Annotated in this window: 17 protein-coding genes; 6 read left to right on the forward strand and 11 right to left on the reverse strand. The window is 66.1% G+C overall.

The features are described 5' to 3' along the window. Window positions 1-185: 185 nt before the first annotated feature. The 4 genes from DWV48_RS06130 to DWV48_RS06145 form a co-directional block, all read right to left on the reverse strand. Window positions 186-3,734: a UvrD-helicase domain-containing protein gene (locus DWV48_RS06130; protein WP_118653945.1), complete on the reverse strand. Its 3,549-nt coding sequence runs from the start codon at window positions 3,732-3,734 to the stop codon at window positions 186-188. Between the two features lie 3 nt (window positions 3,735-3,737). After that, complete coding sequence (locus DWV48_RS06135) at window positions 3,738-6,740, reverse strand: PD-(D/E)XK nuclease family protein (RefSeq protein ID WP_118653946.1); 3,003 nt, start codon at window positions 6,738-6,740, stop codon at window positions 3,738-3,740. Window positions 6,741-6,922: 182 nt separating this feature from the next. Further along, window positions 6,923-7,219: a YerC/YecD family TrpR-related protein gene (locus DWV48_RS06140; protein WP_118653947.1), complete on the reverse strand. Its 297-nt coding sequence runs from the start codon at window positions 7,217-7,219 to the stop codon at window positions 6,923-6,925. A 107-nt stretch (window positions 7,220-7,326) separates the two neighbouring features. Continuing rightward, the gene (locus DWV48_RS06145) at window positions 7,327-8,400 is read right to left on the reverse strand and encodes an FAD:protein FMN transferase (RefSeq protein WP_118653948.1); all 1,074 of its coding nucleotides are present in this window, start codon (window positions 8,398-8,400) and stop codon (window positions 7,327-7,329) included. Between the two features lie 159 nt (window positions 8,401-8,559). Between DWV48_RS06145 and DWV48_RS06150 the strand changes: the two genes are divergently transcribed. Then, entirely contained in the window at window positions 8,560-8,925 is a 366-nt protein-coding gene (locus DWV48_RS06150; protein WP_118653949.1) for a phage holin family protein, read from the forward strand. 13 nt (window positions 8,926-8,938) lie between these two features. Here DWV48_RS06150 and DWV48_RS06155 read toward each other — a convergent pair whose 3' ends face one another. Beyond that, complete coding sequence (locus DWV48_RS06155) at window positions 8,939-9,361, reverse strand: Rrf2 family transcriptional regulator (RefSeq protein ID WP_118653950.1); 423 nt, start codon at window positions 9,359-9,361, stop codon at window positions 8,939-8,941. Window positions 9,362-9,606: 245 nt separating this feature from the next. On the opposite strand from DWV48_RS06155, the gene cysK reads away from it, so the two are divergent. Together cysK and mnmA are read left to right on the forward strand one after the other, a co-directional pair. Next, window positions 9,607-10,545 (forward strand): cysteine synthase A, encoded by a 939-nt coding sequence (cysK, locus tag DWV48_RS06160; protein ID WP_118653951.1) that lies wholly within the window; start codon window positions 9,607-9,609, stop codon window positions 10,543-10,545. Window positions 10,546-10,593: 48 nt separating this feature from the next. Then, window positions 10,594-11,778 carry a tRNA 2-thiouridine(34) synthase MnmA gene (gene mnmA, locus DWV48_RS06165; RefSeq protein ID WP_199588910.1) on the forward strand — a complete coding sequence of 395 codons (1,185 nt, stop codon included), beginning with the start codon at window positions 10,594-10,596 and terminating at the stop codon, window positions 11,776-11,778. Window positions 11,779-11,798: 20 nt separating this feature from the next. On the opposite strand, the gene DWV48_RS06170 is transcribed toward mnmA, so the two are convergent. The 4 genes from DWV48_RS06170 to DWV48_RS06185 all read right to left on the reverse strand — a co-directional run bounded on the left by DWV48_RS06170 (window position 11,799) and on the right by DWV48_RS06185 (window position 14,613). After that, window positions 11,799-12,392, reverse strand: a complete 594-nt coding sequence (locus DWV48_RS06170; RefSeq protein WP_118653952.1) for an RNA polymerase sigma factor — start codon at window positions 12,390-12,392, stop codon at window positions 11,799-11,801. Window positions 12,393-12,536: 144 nt separating this feature from the next. Then, on the reverse strand, window positions 12,537-13,199 hold the full coding sequence (locus DWV48_RS06175) for a helix-turn-helix domain-containing protein (protein ID WP_118653953.1): 663 nt from the start codon (window positions 13,197-13,199) through the stop codon (window positions 12,537-12,539). Then, window positions 13,180-13,851, reverse strand: coding sequence for a DUF3990 domain-containing protein (locus DWV48_RS06180; protein WP_118653954.1), 672 nt, complete (start codon window positions 13,849-13,851; stop codon window positions 13,180-13,182). The genes DWV48_RS06175 and DWV48_RS06180 overlap by 20 nt, the downstream gene beginning before the upstream one ends. Window positions 13,852-13,947: 96 nt before the next feature. Then, window positions 13,948-14,613, reverse strand: coding sequence for a YoaK family protein (locus DWV48_RS06185; RefSeq protein WP_118653955.1), 666 nt, complete (start codon window positions 14,611-14,613; stop codon window positions 13,948-13,950). Window positions 14,614-15,248: 635 nt separating this feature from the next. On the opposite strand from DWV48_RS06185, the gene DWV48_RS06190 reads away from it, so the two are divergent. From DWV48_RS06190 to DWV48_RS06200, 3 genes are all read left to right on the forward strand, one after another. After that, a complete protein-coding gene (locus DWV48_RS06190) occupies window positions 15,249-18,206 on the forward strand; it encodes a magnesium-translocating P-type ATPase (protein ID WP_118653956.1) in 2,958 nt (985 codons plus the stop codon). Window positions 18,207-18,491: 285 nt separating this feature from the next. Beyond that, window positions 18,492-19,151, forward strand: a complete 660-nt coding sequence (locus DWV48_RS06195) for an HAD family phosphatase (protein WP_118653957.1) — start codon at window positions 18,492-18,494, stop codon at window positions 19,149-19,151. 59 nt (window positions 19,152-19,210) lie between these two features. Continuing rightward, a complete protein-coding gene (locus DWV48_RS06200; RefSeq protein WP_233546198.1) occupies window positions 19,211-21,445 on the forward strand; it encodes a YgiQ family radical SAM protein in 2,235 nt (744 codons plus the stop codon). Between the two features lie 85 nt (window positions 21,446-21,530). Here DWV48_RS06200 and DWV48_RS09205 read toward each other — a convergent pair whose 3' ends face one another. Both DWV48_RS09205 and DWV48_RS06205 read right to left on the reverse strand, forming a co-directional pair. Beyond that, the gene (locus tag DWV48_RS09205; RefSeq protein WP_158574837.1) at window positions 21,531-21,695 is read right to left on the reverse strand and encodes a hypothetical protein; all 165 of its coding nucleotides are present in this window, start codon (window positions 21,693-21,695) and stop codon (window positions 21,531-21,533) included. Window positions 21,696-21,745: 50 nt separating this feature from the next. Further along, window positions 21,746-22,030: a hypothetical protein gene (locus tag DWV48_RS06205; RefSeq protein ID WP_118653959.1), complete on the reverse strand. Its 285-nt coding sequence runs from the start codon at window positions 22,028-22,030 to the stop codon at window positions 21,746-21,748. Window positions 22,031-22,078: the final 48 nt, after the last annotated feature.

The following is a 22,078-nucleotide window of genomic DNA, read 5'->3' on the forward strand; positions in this document are numbered from 1 at the left end:
CTCTCCGCCCGGTCTCCAAGATTTCTGCCGCACGCCCATTTCCGGAAGTTTTGTCGAGTTGTGCTACCGTTTGCCGCCACAAGGCGATCCGAACAGAGACCTCATCGAACAAGCGAGTTGACCGCGGGGGCAAGCGGCCATAGTGATCGCCCCCGACCTCGATTTTGCGGGTTTCATCGGAAGCATCACAGCTCGTACGTGACGACCTGGGGCTGCGCGGGGTCGACGGGGTCGGGTACCTCGACGCGCACGAACTTGAGCGTCACGCGCTCGAAGCCGGCCTTGTGCAGGACGTCGGCGTACACCTCGGCCTGCAGGCGGTGTTTCTCATGCAGCCGCCCGGGCGTCTCGTCCGGGCTCCCACCGGTCTTGTAGTCGATCAGCAGGGCATGACCGGGGCGAGCGGGGTCGGTGCACAGCAAGTCGATGGCGCCCTCGGCATAAGGCCCAAAGCGCCCCACGAGCCCGTCCATGCCCAGCGTGTAAAACGGCACCTCGGCACGGCGGCACGGCCAGGCAAGTGCCTCGGCGCGCACATCGCTCGAAAGCCAGCGCGCGACCGCGGCATCGAAGCGCTCGCGCTGGGCGGGCGTGCAGCCCCAGTAGCGGCACAGGGCGTCGGCGCGCTCGGTGGGCAAATCGACGCGATCAAGTTCGATCAACCACTGACATGCGGCATGGAAGGCGCTACCCAGGGCGGTCGGGTCTCCGGCACGCGACAGAGCGGCCCTCTCTTCGCGCTCATCGCGCAGGGCGTCGACCTCGCTCGGCGCGACCGCCTCATCGATGTCATCGCCCTCGGGAGCCCCGGCGGCGGCCGCACGGTCCTCCCCCTCCTCGTGCAACTCGGCGGAGATCGATGAATAACTGTACGAATCACGTGGGGCGCGCTCGGCGGGCACGACGCGCATGTACACACTCGCCGGCTCGACGAGCGTGAAGGAATCCGTCGGTTCGGGTGCCGGGGCGTCCGCAACCGAGGCCTCCGCATCGGCCGGCTCGGCATTCGCCTCGTATGCGGCGCCGCCATACGAGAAGTCCCTGAGGGCGATCAGCTCGAAATCGCCCGCTTGGGCGTTGTCGAACACGAGGCGGTCGCACGCGAGCGAGGCGCCCTCATCGGGCAGGATGCGCTCGAGCACGGCTTGCGTGAGATCCAACTCGGGCCTGAGGGCGAGAGCCGCGTCCTTGCCGCGGCCGACGGGCACATCCATCGCGAGCAGGCAGACCTCGCGGGCGCGCGTCATCGCGACGTACAGCAGACGGGCCCGCTCCTCGAGTGCGAGGCGGTCCTCCTCGTTGCGCATGGACAGCCATGCCTCGGCGGCCGATCCAGTCGCGCACACATCGTCGACCAAGCTCGCATCGAGCCAGGGCCCCGTGGCGCCCGATCCGCTCAGATACTTCTTGAATTGCTTCTCCACCTCGGCGCCGTCGACGAAGGAGCCGGACGAATCGCGGCAACTCGGAAAACGGCCGGGCAGGGCAACGAGGCCGATCGTGCCGTCATCGCGGCGGGCGGACTGCATGCGATCGGAGTTGGATCGGATGCCGAAGCACTCCGACACCGCGACTACGGGGAACTCGAGGCCCTTGGAGGCGTGCACCGTCATGATGCGCACCGCGTTGCCCCCCTCCTCGTTGAGGGCGCCGGGTGCCTGCTTGCCCGCCAGGAAACGGTCGAAGGCGAGCGCCACCTGGCGCGGCGCGTTGCCCAACTCGGCCTCGGCCTCCGCCACGGCGTCGATGGCCTTCAGGACATTCGCAGCCTGCGCGCGGCCCTCCGCCCCCCGCTCGGCGAGACGGACCATCCAACCGGACTCGTTGACCACATCGCGCACGATCGAAGTAAGCGGGTCCTTCCCCAGGCGCGAGAGAGCCCGGCGCAGGACGCTTCGGGCACGGGCGAGCAGCGGAAGCTCCCCGAAGCCCGGTGCGTCGTCATCGACGAGAATGCCGAGCTCGATATTGCGGCGACGAGTCTCGCCGGTCTGCGTATCCCATGCCGTGGCCAGGGCAAGGAATTCCTGGACGCCCAGGGCGAACAGCGGCGAGGCGAGCACGGGGGCGAGGCCTTGCGCGGTATCGGCCAGGTTGCCGAGCATGTGCACGAGCGCGCGGACGGTCTTGGCCTCCTCCGTGGAGGCGAACACCGATCCGCCGCTGATCACGCAGTCGAGACCCTGCGCGCGGATCGCGTCCGCGTACACGCCGGCGCGGGGCATGCCGCCCAGCAGCAGCACCATGCCCCCCACGGGCTGACCGGCATCGGCGAGTGAGCGGAACCGGCGGGCGATGGCCTCGGCCTTGGCCGCCGTGCGCTCCTCGGTGGTGCCGCCCGCGACAAGCAGGGCCTGACGACGCGAGGCGCCCGCGACCCGCAGACCGTCGACGCGCCCGTCGTGCGGGAGCAAATCGAGGAAGCCCGGCATGATGCCGCCCTTCCCGCCGTCGAAGATGCGGGCGACGTACTCGAGCACCTCGGCGTGGCTTCGGAAGTTCTTGACGAGCTCGACCACGGATCCTACGGATCCCGCGGCCGCCTCATCCTCGATACGGCGCTGCGCGCGACGGAAGACCTCGACTTCGGCGCCGCGGAATCGATAGATGGACTGTTGGGCATCGCCGACGGTGCACAGGGCGCGACCGCCCTCGCCCGTCAGGAAGTTGATGAGGTCGACCTGCTGCTGGTCGGTGTCCTGGAATTCATCGATCATGACCATCGCGAACTTGCCGGCGTACGCCTCGCGGATGTCGGCATGGTCGCGCAGCGCCTCATAGGTGAGACGGAGGAGGTCGTTGTTGTCGAGCGCCGAGCGCTCCGCCTTGAGGGCGGCGTACTCGTCGCCGACGGCGCGGGCAAGCGCGAGCAATTCATCGAGTGCGGGGCCGCCGAGGCCCAGATAGGCGTTGACGAAGGCGTCGGCCGCCTCCGCCTTGAGCAGGGCCACCTGCTCCTTGGGAAAGGCCTTGCTCGGACGGGGCATGCCGCAGGCGAGCATGCAGGAAGCGAGGTCGCCGCGCGTCTGGGGGCCGCTCTCGTACGCCTCGAGGGCGTCCAGCGCGATGCGCGCGGTCTCTGCCGCCTTGGCACTCGCGCCGAGGCACTGGCGATAGGCGTCCATGAGGCCGGAGAGGTCCGCCGTGCCGCGGACGAAATCGATGTCGTCGAAGCCGTGGCGCGAGGCGCTCGCGCGCTCGAGCAGCACGCGCACCAGGCGCCTGGCACTCGTGCCCGCCTCGAAACCGGAAGGGTCGAGCTCGCCGGTGAGCGGGAACCACTCCCTCAGCGCGCCCAAACCGTCCCGCTCACGGCCGATCACGGCATCGACTGCCCGATCCATGAGTGGGCCGGAGACGGATTCATCCAGCACCGTGAACTCGGGGTCGAGGCCGAGTTCGAGCGCATGGGCGCGTAGAATGCGCGAGCACATGCCGTGAATGGTCGAGATCCAGGCGTCGTCGACCTGCAGGGCGACGTCGGCCATCCCCTCCTCGATAAGGGCGCCACGGACGCGCTCGCGGATCTCGGCCGCCGCATCCTTGGTGAACGTGATGGCGAGCACCTGGTCGAGGCTCCGGATGAAGGGTCCAGACTCGGGCGAGAGCGCCCACAAGATCCTGCGCGTGAGGGTGAAGGTCTTGCCCGAGCCCGCGCCCGCCGAAACGAACAGCGGGCGGTCGAGGGTAGTCACGATGTCGCGTTGCTGCGGCATGAGGGTGGAAAGATCCATCGTTTAAGCGTCCCTCCGCTCGAATCCAAGGTCGTGATTGAACGCGCACCGCGCGCCTGGCTTCTCCGCCGCCGCCACGTCTCCCGCCTCGAGGGAGTCGAGCTTGCGCGCGATGGTCCGCTCGACGCGGTCGAGCAGCTCGTCGAAGCTCATGGAGCCGCCGCGTTCGGTGTCGGGGAAGCCCGTCCGCAGGCCGGGCACGCGGCCATCGCCACGCTCGACCTCGGCGAATTCCTCGGAAACGGCGCCACACATGGCGGGGGCGCCGCCCTTGGTCGAGAAATAGAGGGCTCCGCGGGCGTCGAGGGCGAGCTCGGAGTGACGCAACGCCTGCGCGTAGATGAGCGACTGCGTATGCTCGGGCAGCCAGTCGGGGTCATCCGCCGGGACGGTGCCGTCGCGCTTCGCCACCGTGGGGTCGGAGAGCTTGAAGGCGTTGACGTCGGCGCGGTGCTTGTAGTCGATGACCATCGCGCGTCCCTCGGCATCGACGTCCACGCGGTCGATGCGCCCGCCGAGCGGGCGCCCGGCGTACTCGACCCCGAGGCCGTTGAAAGAGTACTCGAGGTATTCCGGCGCAAAGGGCGCGAGCGCCTCGGCCTCGTACCGGACCACCGCCTCGAGCTGCGGAAGGATCTCATCCACCTGCGCGCGCTCGAGGGCCGAGTGCGCGACGAGCGCGCCGGAGCTCGAGGTCTTGTTGCGCGCATGCTCGGCTCGGACGCGATCGAACACGCTCCGCAGCCTCTCCAGGCACCCCGCGAGATTCTCGGGCGTGACGCGCGGGATCCCTTCCTCGATGAGCTCGGCGTGCAGGCGATGCATGACGTCGTGAACGAAATTGCCCTTCTCCATATTGCCGAACCCCGCATCAAGCGACTGGGGGCGGACGCGCGATGAGATGAACCAGCACAGCGGACAGGTCGCATAGCTCTCGATCTGCGAGGCGGACAGCTGGCGCGGCACGAGACGGGACGGGTCGGCGGGGTCGCGTTGGTACAGCACCAGATGACGGAGGGCGTCCTTCCCCAGCTCCTGCGGGGGCAGGCACGCCACCCGCTCGCAAGCCAGGCCGGCGCCGGCGGCGATGTCGAGATCCCCCACGATATCGCCCTCGCCCGCCGAGACGACATCCGCGACACGCCCCGACGCGCGAACGGCAGCCGCCAGCTCCGTCCACATCGCGGCGGGGTAACGGTCCTTCGCCTGGCGGTCATGCGTGACGCGGGCGAGGATTGCGCGAAAGCGCGCCGCGGCCAACGCCCGGTCGAACAGGTCGCGCAGGCGGGCAGCCGGCTCGAGCTCGACGGGAGCGACGCCGAGCTTGGCGGAAAGGGCCTCGAGGGCCCCCTCCTCGTGCGCGAGCGAGAAATTGTCGACGTCGACATCGGCGATGAAGACGGCGTCCACGGAGCCCGCGGGCAGCAGGGCGGCATCGGCGAGCGTCATGAATCGCACGCAGGGCGCCGTCGCGCCCCCATCGGGGCCCGCATGCGCAAAGCCGCTCGACTCGGCGCGACGACGGGCGGATACGGTTAGGCCGTCCAACACCGTCACGGCCACGGACTGGGGGACGTCCATCTCACGGGCGGTATCCGCCAGGGCCTCGATGGCCTTGGCGGCCATGGTGGCCTCGAGGCCGGCGCGGACCGACCCATCCCTCCAACCGAAGGCGCTCGGGGGAAGCGCCGCAGCGACGGCGCACATGGCCTTGAGCGCCGAAACGGGGCGCTCCTGCCACAGATACGAGACGACACTCGCGCAGACGGCGGGGACCTGGGCATAGGGCCCGGAATGCTCGGAGCGCTGGCGCATGGTCGCGGTCTGGCTCTGGTAGCTCTGCAGGGCGCGCAGAACCACCTCGGGCGTCAGGGAGCGATTGGAGCGGATCTTCTTATCGAACTTCCGCGCGGAATTGGAGTCCATGCCGGAGAGCGGCGAATAGAGCCAATCGGTGAGTTCCGGCGCGGGCCACCACGTCGCGGCGCGTTCGGGGTCCTCCCCCGCCTCCTTCATGCGGGCGACCACGTCGGACAGGGAGGTGAAGCGACGGCCGACCTCGGTGTCACCGAACCGTGCCACGAGAGCGCACTCCGAGCAGATCCCACGAGCCGCCAAACGGGGCGAGACCTCATCGAACACGTCTGACGGTCGAGCGGAGGCAACCACCACATCACGGCCGTCCGCCACGAGCCCGCTGATGGCGCGCGCGTAGGCGGCTCCGCGAGCATGCGGGCCCGCGACCTCGAGGAACTCGGGGTCGCCCTGGAAGCGCGGGGCAGATGCGAGCGCATCGAGCCCGACCACCTCGACGGGGGTGGGCAGTCCCGCGACGAGGGATCGCTGGTCGGGGTTGAGCAGCACAGCTGCCTCGCCCACGCCGGCGACGGCCATCAACAGGCGCATCACATGTCCGGGCAGGCGGGAGACGTCGCGCACGGCGACGAAACGCGCGCACGCGGGCGCCTCGGAGTCGACGAGCCGCGCCAAGAGGCGGGCGGCCTCCGACGCCTCGACGAGCCCGCGCGCCTCGAGCATGCCGGCGTAATCGCGCACCAATGAGAACACGATGCGCTCGGCGTCATTGCCGGCCTCGGGCAGTTCCTTTCCCGACGCCGCGGGGGCGGCGATCTCGGGCAGCAGCGCCTCGGCAATCTGGCAAACGAGCCGCACCGTGCCCGGATTGTCCCGCAGGGGCGCGATAAAGGCGGCGCTGCGGCCGGCCATGAGCGCGGCGACGAGCATGCGGCGCTCGAGCGGAGCCACGATGCGGCGCCCGTCGCCGAACAGCTCCCACATCCCCTCGATCCACGTCGTGGGCGTCGCCACGTCGACGCCCGTGCCGACATGCGCGTCGGCCAGGGCGCGGCGGCACAGGTCCCGCTCGGCGAACGTGGGCACCAGCAGCGTGGCGCGGCCGTGCTCGCGCGCCGCTCCTGCAAGCAACGATACCTCGGCGCCCGTGAGCGCCGATGCGGATTGCGTCGTGTAAACCTTCAGCCCCATGTCCCCATCCTCGATAGAAGTCTCGTCATTCCATCCTACACGCCCGCGCGGACACGTTCGTGTGGCGCGGGCAAACCCCATGCGATCGATGCGGCGGTTGGTCCCCGTCCGCCGCGCAAAAGAAACCGCCCCCCGCAATCTCGTGACTGCGAGGGGCGGGCTTTGGCAGTTGTCGGCACGCGCTAATTATCGCCGAGCTTGACGAGAATACCGCGATAGCCGCCGTACTCGCCGTTGAGTGCCTTGGAAACGCGGCTCACCGTGGTCGACGAGGCTCCCGTGCGCGCCTGCACCTCAACATAGGGCTCTCCCTCGTCGAGATAACGGGCGACCTGCAGGCGCTGCGCGAAGTCGCAGATCTCGCGCGGCGTGCACAGGTCGGTGAGGAATGCGCGAATCTCATCGGGGCCCTCGACGAGACGGAACGCCTCGACGAGCTGATCGACATCGGGTCGCTCGAACATCTTTTCTATATTCATGGTCACCACCAGGCATCATCAATGTACTTGGCAGTAACCCTACTGCCAAGGCGAAGTTTAGCACACTAGCGTGCTAAAGCACCGATGTCATCCGCGAGCGGCACGCGTCACCAGCTTGGGAGCGTGGGGACGAGTGAGAGACGCTCGGCAATTCCGGATGTCCAGCGCACCTCATCCGCATCACTTATGAGCACCGCCTCGACGCCATCGATGCTCTCGGCAAAGGCGAGCCCCTCATCCATGCCGAGCATGAGCACCGTCGTCGAATAGCCATCGCAGTCAAGCGAACGGTCGGCGATGATCGTCGCGCTCGTGACGTCCGTGTGCGCGGGCATGCCGTCAACGGGACTCAGTATGTGGTGATACGTCCGTCCGCCTTTCGAAAAGCGGCGCTCGTGCAGGCCGCTCGTCACGACCGACCCATTCGCCACGTCCACGATTGCGCGATAGTGGGCGGGGTCGCGCGGATTCACGATGCCGATCTTCCAAGGGTCACCGGCATGCACGGGAGGGCGCGACGCCCCATCGGCAGGACGTCCGCCGCGCACGACCACGTTACCGCCCAAGTTGATCGCAAAGCGCTCGACGCCGTGGGCCACGAGCAGCCGAGCAAGATCGTCGGCAATGTAGCCCTTGGCGACCCCGCCTACGTCGAGAGAGCATGCGGGGTCCTCGATGGCAAGCCAGGGCGCCTCGTCGGGCGCGCTCACGCGTATCGCGCCGATGTCCACATGTGGCAACGCACGGGCAAGCTCCAGGGCGCTCGGAACAACTCCCTCGTGAAAATCCCACAGGCGCGTCACCGTCCCCATGGTGATGTCAAAGCAGCCCCGGCTTCGCGCGCAGTACCCGCAAGCCAGGCGCACAAGCTCGGCCGTCTCGGGCGCGACATCGATCGGATGGGGGGAGGCGGCATGGGCGCGGGAGATATCCGAATCCGATCGGGTCCGCGATAGATGGCGCTCAAAGAAGAGGCACCGATCCCGGCATGCCCGCAAGGCGTCATCGAGTGCCTCGACGGTACGCCCGGCACCTTCGTCTTCCGACCTCTCGCGACCGTCCCCGCAATACACGTGGAAGTGCACATCGGTGTTGAAGACGAAAAATGAGATGACGCGCGAGCCGTCCTCGCCGGGATAGGGCTCCGCCGTCTCGATCTGCGCATAGGTGTACTGCTGCATGGCGTTCCTCGCCGTCCGTCGGAATGACGGGGCTTTGGGTAGAATATCCGAGAACGGCCATGGCGATGCCACGGCCGCGTACCATTATCTTAGCGTGCGCGCCACGTCCTCGGATCCGTCATCGCGTATCCGAGTCGCACGCAGACCGAGAGGCCTCTCATGCGCTTTTTCCTCAACTGGCTCCTGACGTCCATCGCCATCGCCATCGCCACGTTCCTCGTCCCCGGCATCGCTCCGTTCGGAGCGGCGGATCCCTGGCTCAGCTTCGCGTTCGTCGGGCTGTTTCTCGGCTTGGTCAACTCGTTGGTCAAGCCTCTCATCACCGTCATCTCGCTGCCGCTCACGTGTCTTACCGTGGGGCTCTTCCAGCTGGTGGTAAACAGCTTCATGCTCGAACTCGCAAGCTGGCTCTCAGTGAATCTGCTCGGTTCGGGTATCTCCATTGCCGGATTCGGATCTGCGCTCATAGGCAGCATCATCGTGAGCATCATGTGCACGATTCTCGGCGTGGTGACCGAGGATTAAGGCAAGCGGCCGGCTATTCTTCCGCCTCCGGATGAGCGCACATCAGATCGGCTATGGTCACGCCCTCCAGATAGTCCTCGATGAGATGATCGAGTTCCCTCCACACATGAATCGTGCGGCAGGTAGCCGCGCGCTCGCAGGTGTTGTGCTCTTCGCTCAGACACGACACGGGAGAAAGCGAGCCCTCGGTCAGACGCAGGACCTCCCCCACCGTGAACTGATCGGGCTCACGCGTGAGACAGTAACCGCCGCCTTTGCCGCGCAGCCCCGACAAAATACCGTGACGTACCAACGTCGACAAGATGTTCTCGAGGTACTTCTCCGAGATTCCCTGACGGTCGGCAATCTGCCTGAGCGGAATACGGCCCTCCGAAGCGTGCTCTGCAAGATCGACGATGACGCGCAGGGCATAGCGTCCCTTTGTGGAGACCAACATGATGTCCGTGCTCCCTTCGCAGTGGTCCGGTATGTCGAAGGATAACAGACAACCCCCCTTCCTTTATAGGCAACGATGGTTTTTTCAGCCGACTCCTGCGGAAATGAACGTCATGTTTCAGATTGATTACCTATTCCCTATATAATTGGTATGTAATTGAAGGGGTGCGTACCATGGTCCGCGTGTATCATACAGGCAAGCACCTCACCCCCTCAGAGGGCGGGGCCTCACGTTAGGAGATCGCCATGAGTGCCGTCTACGCATCCATCGACCAGCTGATCGGACATACCCCCTTACTGGAGCTGACACAACTCGAGCGCGAGGCCAACGTCAACGCGCGCGTCCTCGTCAAGCTCGAGCGCCAGAATCCCGCCGGCTCCGTCAAGGACCGCGTAGCACTCAACATGCTGAACGAGGCCGAGGCGGCGGGCCTCATCGCACCGCACGACGGCTACACCATCATCGAGCCCACGAGCGGCAATACCGGCGTGGGCCTCGCCGCGCTGGCCGCCGCGCGTGGCTACCGCCTGATCATCGCCATGCCCGAGACCATGAGTGCCGAGCGCCGCGCCCTCTTGGCCGCCTACGGTGCCGAGCTCGTCCTCACCCCGGGCTCCGCGGGCATGAAGGGCGCTATCGCACGCGCCGAAGAGCTGGCGGCAGCCACGCCGAAGAGCTGGATCGCCGGCCAGTTCACCAACCCGTCCAACCCCGCCGCCCATGAGGCCACGACCGGCCCCGAGATCTGGGAGGACACCGATGGGGCAGTCGACATCTTCGTCGCAGGCGTGGGCACCGGCGGTACCATCACCGGCGTGGGTCGCTACCTCAAGTCCCGCAACCCCAACGTCCACGTCGTCGCGGTCGAGCCCGCGAGCTCGCCGGTCCTCTCGGGCGGCGCGGCGGGCCCGCACGCCATCCAGGGCATCGGCGCGGGCTTCGTGCCAAAGGTGCTCGACACCGCGGTCTATGATGAGATCATTCCCGTAGAGAACGAGAACGCCCTCGCAACGGGCCGTGCGCTCGCGCGCAAAGCGGGTGTACTGGTGGGCATCTCCTCCGGCGCCGCCGTATGGGCAGCCTTCGAGCTCGCAAAGCGTCCCGAAAATGCGGGAAAGACCATTGTCGCCCTCCTGCCCGACACAGGCGAGCGCTACCTCTCCACGGCGCTCTTCGCCGAGTAGGCAGCCGCGCCCGTACTCATACCGACCATCCGAACACCAAGGAGCCCCATGACCCGCAAGCGCGTGCTCGTCGCCATGAGCGGCGGCGTCGACTCGAGCGTCACCGCCTTCCTGCTCAAGGAGCAGGGCTACGATTGCCTCGGTGCGACCATGCTGCTGCACGGCGACGCCGCGCCGGGAGCATGCGGAAGCGGGTCGGACGCCGATGACGCCGCCGCCATCGCCCGCCGCCTGGGCTTTGCCCACGAGGTCATCGACATGCGCACGACCTTCGAGCGCAATGTGGTGGAGAAGTTCGTGCGCACGTATGAGGCGGGGCGGACACCCAACCCCTGCATCGACTGCAATCGGCATATGAAGTTCGGCGCGCTCCTGGCGTATGCCCGCGAGCGGGGCTGCGACCACATCGCCACGGGGCATTACGCGCAGATTGGCGCGCTCGACCATGCCCCGTACGCCAACATCCCCCCAACCGAGGTGGACCTGCTCACCGCCATCGTCAATCGACACGACGGGCCGGAGGCCGTGCGCTCGCTTTCCTGTGCGCTCGACCCCTCGAAGGACCAGAGCTATGTCCTGTACTCGCTCACGCAGGAGCGCCTCGCGCATACGCTGCTGCCGCTCGGCGGCCTCTTCAAGGAGCGCGACGTGCGTCGCATCGCTCGCGAGCAGGGCTTCGAGAACGCCGGTAAGCGCGACAGCCAGGGCATCTGCTTCGTGCCCAACAACGACTTCGCCACCTACATCGAGCAGCGCAACGGCGTGCCCTTGCCCGAGGGCGACATCGTGAACACGGACGGCGAGGTGCTGGGGCGCCACCAAGGCGCCATCCGCTACACCGTGGGCCAGCGCAAGGGACTGGGCGTGGCATGCGCGCACCCCGTCTATGTGACGGGCATCGACGCCGTGGCGAATACCGTCACCCTAGGCGAGGTCGAGGACCTCATGGCGCACGGACTCATCGCGGACGACTGGATTTGGAGCGCACCTGCTCACGTCATGGAAGAGCTGCTGGATGAGGCGGGGGCCGAGGGTCTCCCCGTTCGCGCCAAGATCCGCTACCGCCACCCCGCCCAGCCTGCGCGCCTATGCCGGGCGACGAGCGGCGACGATGCCGCGTTCGAGCTCGTCTTCGACGAACCAGAACGCGGCATCGCCCCCGGCCAAGCCGTCGTGGTCTATGCCGGCGACGTCGTCTTGGGCGGCGGCACCGTGGTGCGTGCGGTCAAGTAGCCCATCTGCCTCCCCGACGCTCACCTCGTCTTGAGATCGCAACGCATTTGACGGAGGTACGCAATGCAGCACCATGCCGTTGCGACCTCCGCGATCTCGCCGAATGTGCGCTCTGCATACACACGCAACCGCACGATGCGCTGCACGTCATCCGGATAGGTGCAGAGGATCTGGCCGATGCGGGCGACTCGCGCGGAATTCGCAGCGAACTCCGACAGCTCCCCCATCTCGTCGCATCCATCGGAAACCTCGCAGTCGAGCTCGTCCAGCGACACCGTTGCGGACGCCGAGCGGTTTGATCGCAGCCAATCGATCACCTTATTCGAGGCGATGCGATAGAGCCACGTGCGAAACGAGGCGCGACGTGGGTCGAACCCCGGCAGTCCACGCAGCGCCGCCACGAAAATCTCCTGCGTCACGTCGCGCGCGTCCTCCGCGGATGTGATCTGCCTCAGTGCAAACCGCAGCATCTCGTCGTAATACGCGCGCACCAGCGTGTCCGCCTTGGCGCGCGACCCCGTGCGCACAATCGCCCGTACCAGCCGCGCATCGCGCCGCGCCGCCGCGTTTGCCCCGCGCGCCTCGTCCAAACCAAAAACGCTTCCCAGCTCCATCTCATCACCTCCCCATCTACTTCTATATACGATTCAGGGGTCTATTCGTTGCAAATAATTCGACATCCCAGATCTCCGGCCGTTCGTGACGGGGAGAGCGGTGGACATGCAATAGAACTGGAATTGCCGCCAACCGTTGGACGCCTATATCGCCGACTCCCCCAGTTCGACCTCAAGTAGATCCTCCATGGTGCAATGTAGGACGCGGGATAGCGCCGCCACCGAACATGCCTGGGCGCGATTGATGTCCTTGTTTCGTTGCTCGTACATTTGGATGGAACGCAAGGACACCCCCGACCGATGCGCCAACTCGCGCTGGCTCAGTCCCAGGCGCTTGCGCATCGCGGCGAGACGCGTCTCCCCTCTCGCCTGCTCGATTCTCTCTGCAACAAGCTTTGCCACCCGTTCTTCGGACGCCTCGTGCCACGGGTCGTACATGGCCAGCAGCTCGTCGTATGGCACGGCAGAAAACAGCCTGTCGAAGGGCACGTCCAGCCTCCACTGCACATACGCCGCAATCCAGCCGAGCCAGTACTCCCGCGTCTTTCCCATGCGCGCGCAAGGAGCGGCCAATCCCTCGACGGAATATCCGAACTCCCTGCTCAGACGTATGAACAGCTCACATCCGCACAGGCCGGCGACGGTCCATGGCTCGCCTCGGCCAAACGACCGTGCCAGTTCGCTCATGCAGAACAGGTCGGCGATCTCGTCCCCCTCGGCACCGTGGTCGTTCACCGCGTAGTCGAAAAACTCGCCCAGCGTGTTCATCGCGTCAGACAGGTACACCTCATCGTATGCGCGGATCATCGGGGCCCACCTCCTCACGCAGAATGTCGCGGATGTACAGACCGTCCAGGTCCGCCGCCGCGCGCTCGTCTTGAAACGCTCTTCTCGCCGACGCGTCCCTGCACATGCGGAGCGGATAATACTCACATGCGGGGACCGTCTCATATCCCCGGAAGCAAAGCCGTCCGAAGGCGAGCTCGCTGCGCACCATCACCTGACTCCCCAGTCCCCCAAGCCGCATGGCACGACCGACCTGCGCAACCGACAGCGTGTTGTTCAAAAACGCCCGGACAAACGAGAAATACGAGTCATCCGCCCGGTAACCGCGAACAACGTCGTACGGCTCGAGGTCGATGCCGAACACACGGCGAAGGTATTCCATACCGTCACGCGCGATCGGACTCGAAACCTGCACGGGGCGATTACTCACCAGCACCGCGAGCCAGGTCAGCACGGAGCACCCTTCCGCCTCTAGGTCGAGGACGCCCAGCCCGCCTAGATCGAGCTCATAGCGATTGGCGATACCGTCTTTCCCGCGCTGCGGGCACGCCCATTCGCGCGCCAGTTCAGCATAGGGCGTGCAGTAAAACCCTGGCCCATAATCGTTGTAGGGCCGGCACAGCCCCCGCAGGGGCGTCCACACGATTTCCGGTGATCCGTGCCACAACTCCATGGGGCCTCCTAGCTATATCACTGTAGTGATACTATTCTACCCATGTGCAGTAGATTGTACGCGGGCCATTTGCGGCGGGCCAAGGCACGCCGGGGCCTACTCCGCCGCCGCCTCGCGGTCGGTGAACATCAAGAAGAACGCCGCGAGCAGCAGCAGTGAGCAGATGCCGATGGCGGACAGGCCGAAACGCTCGAGACACCAATTGCCCAGCACGGCGCCGCACACGAACACGGCGATGACACCAAAGTACAGGACTCCGTTCATGAGGAAACCGCGCTGGTGCGTGATGATGTAGTCGTCGACGTTCTGCAGGGCACTGCGCAGGTTGCCGATGCACATGGTGGTGGCGATGCCACGCCCGTGGATCTTGCGGAAGCTCTCGACCTGCATGCCGCAGGCGAGCGACGTGAGGCCGTTGGCGAGTATGTTGTACTCAGACGAGAGCAGGCCGACGCCGAGCAGGATGACCGCCTCGACGAGCACGGTGAGCTGCCGCCAATGCATGACACTCGCGAAGCGCTCATGCACGAGGTCGCTCAGCATGATGCCAACGGAGAAACACAGCACCGGGAGTAGATAGCGCATGGCAACGGCGAAATCGCCTTCCGAGAGATGCACGCCCACGAGCAGGATGTTGCCCGTCTGCGCGTTGGCGAACACGCCATCGCGCCCCATGTACGAGTACACATCCATGAAACCGCCGACCAAAGCCAAGATGATGCCGAGCTCGATGGACTCGGAAACCTGTTTCGCGCGCTGCACGAACCTCTCCCCTCTTCTCGCGCCGGCCACGTCATGATGTCCGGCACCTGTACAGCATATGCCATGCGCACAGCGCGCGATAGCACCGCGAAGATTTAACCGATAGCCATCAGCTTATCCTCGGTTCAGGGTCTTGATTCCTCGGCCTCGATTGCATGCCTGCCCCAAATTGAGGTTATCAGCTCCGCAGCTTTACCCTTCCTTTACAAACCTACCTAATTTATGGATTAGAGTAGAATCGCGCTTGACAACCATGTAGGCCGGTCTACACTAGCGTCCGATTCTCAAAGAAGGCCACGGCCGTGACATTGAAGGAGGTGCGTCATGGACCACCCTGCCAGTAGCTGCGCCCCGCAGACGGCGAAACCCCGATTGCGCCATGACGGCACCGAGCGTGTCGCGGACATCGAAGACAACTGACGAGCAACGAGCTCCGCGAGAGTTAACTCTCGCTGCCTGAAACTGCCACAATCGGCTCGTTTGTGCTTCGAGAGCATCCTTTCGGCGCATTTCCCATCCTGAATTCCAACGCAACGTCTCGCAAACGTCGCATCGCCGTTTCTGCATGGGCGCACCTCCCCGGTAATTGGACAACCGGCTCAGCAGCGCTGAGCACGACGTCAAGGAGGTGCCTCATGACCTGGATGAAGCACACCGTACAAAACGAGCAGGCGAACCTCGGCCGTAACCCCCTCGCGGTCTCCGGGATCGCCCGCCCCACAAAGACCCATATGCGCCGCGGCATCCACCGCATCATCGGCAGTGTGAGTGCGCATGTCCGCCACAGCGTGAGTTCGGCAGCCGCCGCGCGCCGCACCGAGGGACTCGATCCCGAGATCGCCCGCATCGGGGCGCTCGAGGCCGCGGAGGTCATGGACCTGCTCGGTTGCGGCCCGCGCGGGCTCACCGAGCAGCAGGCCCATCGCATCCGCTCCGTGCACGGCGCCAACATCATCGCGCCCGAGCACCACGACCCACTCGCCGCGCGCCTCTCCCGCGCGTTCCTCACGCCGTTCACCCTCATCTTGCTCGCCTTGGCGGCGATCTCGCTCTACACCAACGTCTACCTCGCCGCCCCCGGTGACGAGGACCCCTCCACCGCCATCATCATCGGAGTGATGGTACTCATCTCCGGTGGCATCTCGTTTTGGCAGGACACGCGCGGTGCGGCGGCGGCCGACGCCCTCAAGGGCCTCGTCTCCATCACCTGCCGCTGCGTGCGCGAGGACACCGGAGCTGCCGAAATCCCGCTGGCAGATGTCGTCCCGGGTGACCTCATCGAGCTCGCCGCGGGCGATATCATCCCCGCCGACCTGAGGATCGTCACCGCCAAGGATCTCTTCCTCACCCAGGCGGCGCTCACCGGGGAGTCCGACCCCGTCGAGAAGACGCCGGCGGCCATAGCCGAGCCGGCGGGCCGCGCGCTCGTCATCGACGACTGCACGAACTTCGCCTTCGCCGGAACGACCGTACAGAGCGGCTCGGGCACGGGCGTGGTGGTGACCACCGGTGCCCGCACCTACCTCGGCGGCATCGCGAGCGCCCTCGACTCCCGCCCAACCACCACGAGCTTCGACGCCGGCGTCGCCTCCGTCTCCCGCGTCCTCGTGGGCTTCATGCTCGTCATGTGCCCCATCGTCTTCGTGCTTTGCGGCCTCACCAAAGGTGACTGGCTCGACGCGCTGCTGTTCTCGATCTCCGTGGCCGTGGGGATCACCCCGCAGATGCTGCCCGTCATCGTGACGACGTGCCTGGCGCGCGGCGCCGAGGCCATGCGCGCGAAGGACGTCGTGGTCAAGGAGATCTCCTCCATCCAGAACCTCGGCGCGATGGACGTGCTGTGCTGCGACAAGACCGGCACCCTCACGCGCGACAAGATCGTGCTCGAGCGCCATCTCGACGTGCTCGGCGCGCCCAGCGACCGCGTGCTGCGCCACGCCTACCTCAACAGCCTGTTCCAGACGGGCCTGCGCAACCTCATGGACGAGGCCATCATCGAGCGTGCCGAGGCGCTGGCGGCGGGCGGGCGGAGCATGGACGCGCGGGCCGGACGCACCTCGCCCGGGACACCCGGTCAGGCCGGCGCGGGCGCCTCCCCCGCCGCCCCGCGGCGCACCTCGCCCGAGGCCAACGCCATCGCCGCCGCGCGCGAGCAGTGGCGACTCGTGGACGAGATCCCCTTCGACTTCGACCGCCGTCGCATGAGCGTGGTGGTCGCAGACGGAACGGGCAAGCGCCAGCTCATCACCAAGGGCGCCGTCGAGGAGATGATCGACGTCTGCAGCGAGGTCGAGGTGGGCGCCGACGTCCTCCCGCTCACGCCCGAGCAGGCAGGCCGGATCCTCGACCGCGTGCGCGGCCTGAACGAGCGCGGCATGCGCGTGGTGGGCGTGGCTCAGAGAAACGACGTGCCCGCGCGCGACCTCACCGCCGACGACGAGCGCGACATGACGCTCATCGGCTACCTCGCGTTCCTCGACCCGCCCAAGGCCAGCGCCAAGGCGGCGGTCGATGAGCTCTCCGGCCTGGGGGTGACCGTCAAGGTCCTCACCGGGGACAACGCCGCCGTGGCGGCAACCGTGTGCGAGCAGGTGGGCATCAACGCCCGGAACATGCTTACCGGCGCCGACATCGACATGCTCAGCGACGACGAGCTCGCCGAGCGCGCCGAGCGCACGGGGCTGTTCGCCAAGCTCTCCCCCCTGCAGAAGGCGCGCATCGTGAACGTGCTGCGCGAGCGCGGCGGAAAGACCGTCGGCTTCATGGGCGACGGCATCAACGACGCCGCCGCCATGCGCGCGAGCGACTGCGGCATCTCCGTGGACACCGCCGTCGACGTCGCCAAGGAGAGCGCCGACATCATCTTGCTCAAGAAGGACCTCACCGTGCTCGCCCATGGCATCGTCGAGGGGCGCCGCACCTACGGCAACACCATCAAGTACATCAAGACCACCGCGAGCTCCAACTTCGGCAACGTCCTCTCCGTGCTGGCGGCGGCCGCGTTCCTGCCCTTTTTGCCCATGAGCGCGCTGCAGCTGCTCCTGCTCGGCATGGCGTACACGGTGAGCTGCGCCGCGCTGCCGTGGGACAACGTGGACGAATCGTTCCTCGCCTGCCCGCGCACCTGGGACGCGCGCGGCATCGTGAGCTTCATGCTCGGACTCGGCCCCGTGAGTTCGATCTTCGACATCCTGACCTTCGCGGCGATGTTCTGGGTCGTGTGCCCGCTCGTGGTGGGCGCTCCCTGGGCCGCCCTCACCGACCCCGCCCAACGCGCGCTGTTCGCCCTCGTGTTCCAGACCGGCTGGTTCGTCGAGTCCATGTGGACGCAGACCCTCGTGATCCACCTGCTGCGCACCGAGCGTCTGCCCTTTGTGCAGAGCAGACCCGCCGCCTCGCTCACCCTCCTCACCATGCTGGGCGTGGGCCTCGTCACGGCAATGCCCTACGTCCCGGGCGTGAACTCGGCACTCGACCTGGTTCCGCTACCGGGCGTGTTCTTTGGCGTACTCGCGGCGATGATGGCGGGGTACCTGCTGCTCACGAGCATCGCCAAAGCCCTGTATGTCCGCGCGCACGGCGAGTTGTTGTAGACGGAATCTCTTATGGAAGTGCTCCAGAACGACGCGCCCCACAGGGATGTTGAGGTTTTTCGTATCGTTTTCTCATTCCGTGAAGTACATCGCTTTTTTTGAAGGACAAAATGCCTGCTCAGCATTGCGTCTTTTTGAGATGTACTTGGCTTTTCCGAATATGAGTACGAAAAACCTCAACTTCCCCCGCACCCCTTCCTCGTGACCGCACCGTTTTGCTGCAAATCGCGGCCCGTGCCACGAGCTGATACCATACTGCCTCAGGCATCTCTTCGAAAGGAACCCATGCAGGCAGTCATTTTCGACATGGACGGCACACTCATCGACACCGAGCGCGTGAGCCAGGCATCGTGGCGGCGCGCGGCGCGGGATTTTGACATCACGATCCCCGAGGACATCTTGCACGCCTTCGTGGGCTGCAGCATCCCCAACGCCATGAGGATGATCGACGATGAATTCGGCGATCACGCGTTCACCGAGCGCCTCTTCACCCGCCGCCATGAGATCTTCGATGCGACCTGGGAGGATGAGCTCTCGCTCAAACCCGGCGCCGCCGAAGCCGTGACGACAGCGCGCGAGCGGGGGCTTGCCGTGGCGCTCGCCACCTCCAGCGTGCGCGAGCGCGCCGTCACCAGCATGAGGCGCTTCGGCCTCATGGACTTGTTCGATGCTGCGGTCTTTGATGAGGACATCGAGCACCACAAGCCCGCACCCGACGTCTACTTCGCCGCCGCCGGGTGTCTGAGCATCGATCCCGCGCTCTGCATCGCCGTCGAGGATTCCTTCAACGGCGTGCGCTCCGGAGCCGCAGCGGGCATGCGCGTGGTCATGGTCCCCGATTACAACGAACCCACAGACGAAATCTGCGCGCTTTGCGCCGAGGTGTTGCCCTCCCTGCTCGAACTGCCCGCGTCCCTCGATCGGCTGTGCGTTTCCCAACGATAGCCTTCCCCGAAAACAGAGCGCGCCCGGTCTTGGCGTATGCTAGGACGATACCGACACCGATGGAAGCGAGCATCATGCCCAAGCATCCCGCCAAGAATCCCATTCGCACATCGAACAAGAAGCGGGGCAGGAGCGCAGCCGACAGCTCCCGCACCCCTGCCCGATGTCCGGGCACCAAGGGGCGCCCGCCGCGCGAGGCGTTCCTGCCCATCTCGCGCGCAGACATGGATGCCCGCGGCTGGGACCGGTGCGATTTCGTCTACGTCTGCGGCGACGCGTACGTAGATCACCCGAGCTTCGGCATGGCCATCATCACCCGCGTCCTCGAGGCGCACGGGTACCGCGTGGGTATCATCTGCCAGCCCGATTGGACCGATCCCGCGAGCATCGCCGCCCTCGGCGAGCCGCGCCTAGGCTTCCTCGTCTCGGCCGGCAACATGGACTCGATGGTCAACCACTACACCGTGAACAAGAAACCGCGACACGAGGACGCCTACACCCCCGGCGGCGTCGCGGGCGCACGGCCCAACCGCGCCGTCACGGTCTACGGCAACCTCATCCGCCGCACGTTCAAGGACAAGCCCATCATCATCGGCGGCATCGAGGCGAGCCTGCGCCGCCTGGCGCACTACGACTACTGGCAGGACAAGCTCAAGCGCTCCGTGCTGCTCGACTCCGGCGCCGACATCCTGCTCTACGGCATGGGCGAGCACTCGATCGTCGAGGTGGCCGACGCACTCGACGGCGGGCTGCCCGTGGATCAGATCACCTTCGTGAACGGCTCGGCGTATCGTGTGAGCGGGCCAGATGCGCTCGACAACGTATACGACTACGAGCTGCTCCCCAGCTGGGACGACCTAACGGCAGACCGCCTTACCTACGCGCGCTCCTTCAACATCCAGCAGCAGAACATGGACCCCATCACCGCAAAGCGCTTGGTGGAGCCCTACCCGAACGGCGTTTACGTGGTGCAAAACCCGCCGGCGGCTCCGCTCACCACGGCCGAGATGGACGAGGTGTCGGAGCTCCCGTACGCCCGCCACTGGCACCCCGACTACGACGCGGCCGGTGGTATCCCCGCCTTCGACGAAATCCGTTTCTCCATCAGCAGTAATCGCGGCTGCTTCGGCGAGTGCTCGTTTTGCGCGCTCACCTTCCACCAGGGCCGCATGCTGCAGGTCCGCAGCCGCGAGAGCATCATCCGCGAAGCCGAGGCGCTCACGCGCGACCCCGAGTTCAAGGGCTACATCAACGACGTGGGCGGGCCCACCGCGAACTTCTTCAAGCCCGCGTGCAAAAAGCAACTCACGCACGGCGTGTGCAAGAACCGCCGCTGCCTGTGGCCAAGCGTGTGCCGCAATATGGACACGAACGAGGATGCCTATGCCGAGCTGCTGCGCGACCTGCGCCAAATCCCCGGCGTGAAGAAGGTCTTTGTGCGCAGCGGCATCCGCTTCGACTACACCATGGCCGATGCTTCCGACAAGTTCCTGGTCGAGCTTTTGCGACACCACGTGAGCGGCCAGCTGCGCCTGGCGCCCGAGCACGTGAGCGACGCGGTGCTCAGCGTGATGGGCAAGCCGCGCCGCGAGGTCTACGACGCGTTCGTCGAGCGCTTCGAGAGGCTCTCCGCGTCATACGGCCTCAAGCAGTACGTGGTGCCCTACCTCATCTCGAGTCACCCGGGCTCTACCATGAAGGAGGCCGTGGAGCTGGCGGAGGCCGTGCGCGACATGGGCTACATGCCCGAACAGGTGCAGGACTTCTATCCCACGCCCTCCACCATGAGCACGTGCATGTTCTATACGGGCGTGGACCCGCGGACCATGAAGCCCGTCTACGTGGCGCGCGACCCGCACGAGAAGGCCATGCAGCGCGCGCTCATCCAGTACCGCAAGCCGGAGAACCACAAGCTGGTGAAGGAGGCCCTGCGCCGCGCCGGACGCGAGGACCTGATCGGCTACGGGCCCAAGTGCCTCATCCGCCCCGTGCCGCCCAAGCCGGGCGCGAGCGGCGGAAAGACGCGCGGCAAGACAGGTGACAACAAGTCGGACAAGGCCGGCAAGATGCCCACCGGAGGCGGCAAGCCAAGCAAAGGCGGCCAGTCGAGGAGCTCGCACCGCGGCGCAACGCCCAAAACGGGCCAGCGTGGCACGGCACCCCTCGGCGGCAAGCCCACCGCCAAGGGAAAGCCCTTCAGCGCACCCAAGTTCGGAGGCGCGCCCAACAAGGCAGCCAATGCCCACGCCCGCAACCGCGCCGCCCAGGGGCGCCAAGGCGCGAACCGGCATTAACGCGGACCCATAACGGCATCGGGCGCCGCCGCGAACCATCTCGCAGCGATGCCCGAAATCCGGCTCCAGCCACACGGGCGAGCGATCAGGCACCCGGCTCGCCGTCCTCGCGCTTGCCACGCAACGCACGCTCGGCGCCCTTGTGTGCTCCGAAGTATGCGGCGATGCATACCAGAGCGATCGGGACGATCCACTGCAGCAGAATCACTACCAGCGAAACCGACAGCTCGGCCGTACCAATACCTGTCATTGCACTCTCCTTTCGTCAGGGCAGCCTGCTGAGCCAACGCAAAGTGGGCATCATACATGTCTGTGAAACGCACGCCACAGCAACCATACGTTGATGGCGAGCACCAGCACGAGCAACGTGATGGAGCAGTACATAAACGCCGGGGCCGTGTCGTAGAACATCGAGCCGTCGCCCTCGAGCGCACTCGTTCCCATGACCGCTGCCACGCACGTCAGCGACACCATGCCAAACGCCATACTCAAAAAGATGGGCACCTCGGCACGTTTGACCCGATACAGGACCAACGGGACCACCACAGCCAGGATACCGAAGCCCAAAGACCCATACGTGAGCATCGTGCTCTCCTTTCAGTCACACGCCTTTGCGCTTGCATACCCAAAGCC

Source organism: Collinsella sp. AF08-23, from assembly GCF_003479805.1.
In the GTDB taxonomy this organism is placed as follows: domain Bacteria; phylum Actinomycetota; class Coriobacteriia; order Coriobacteriales; family Coriobacteriaceae; genus Collinsella.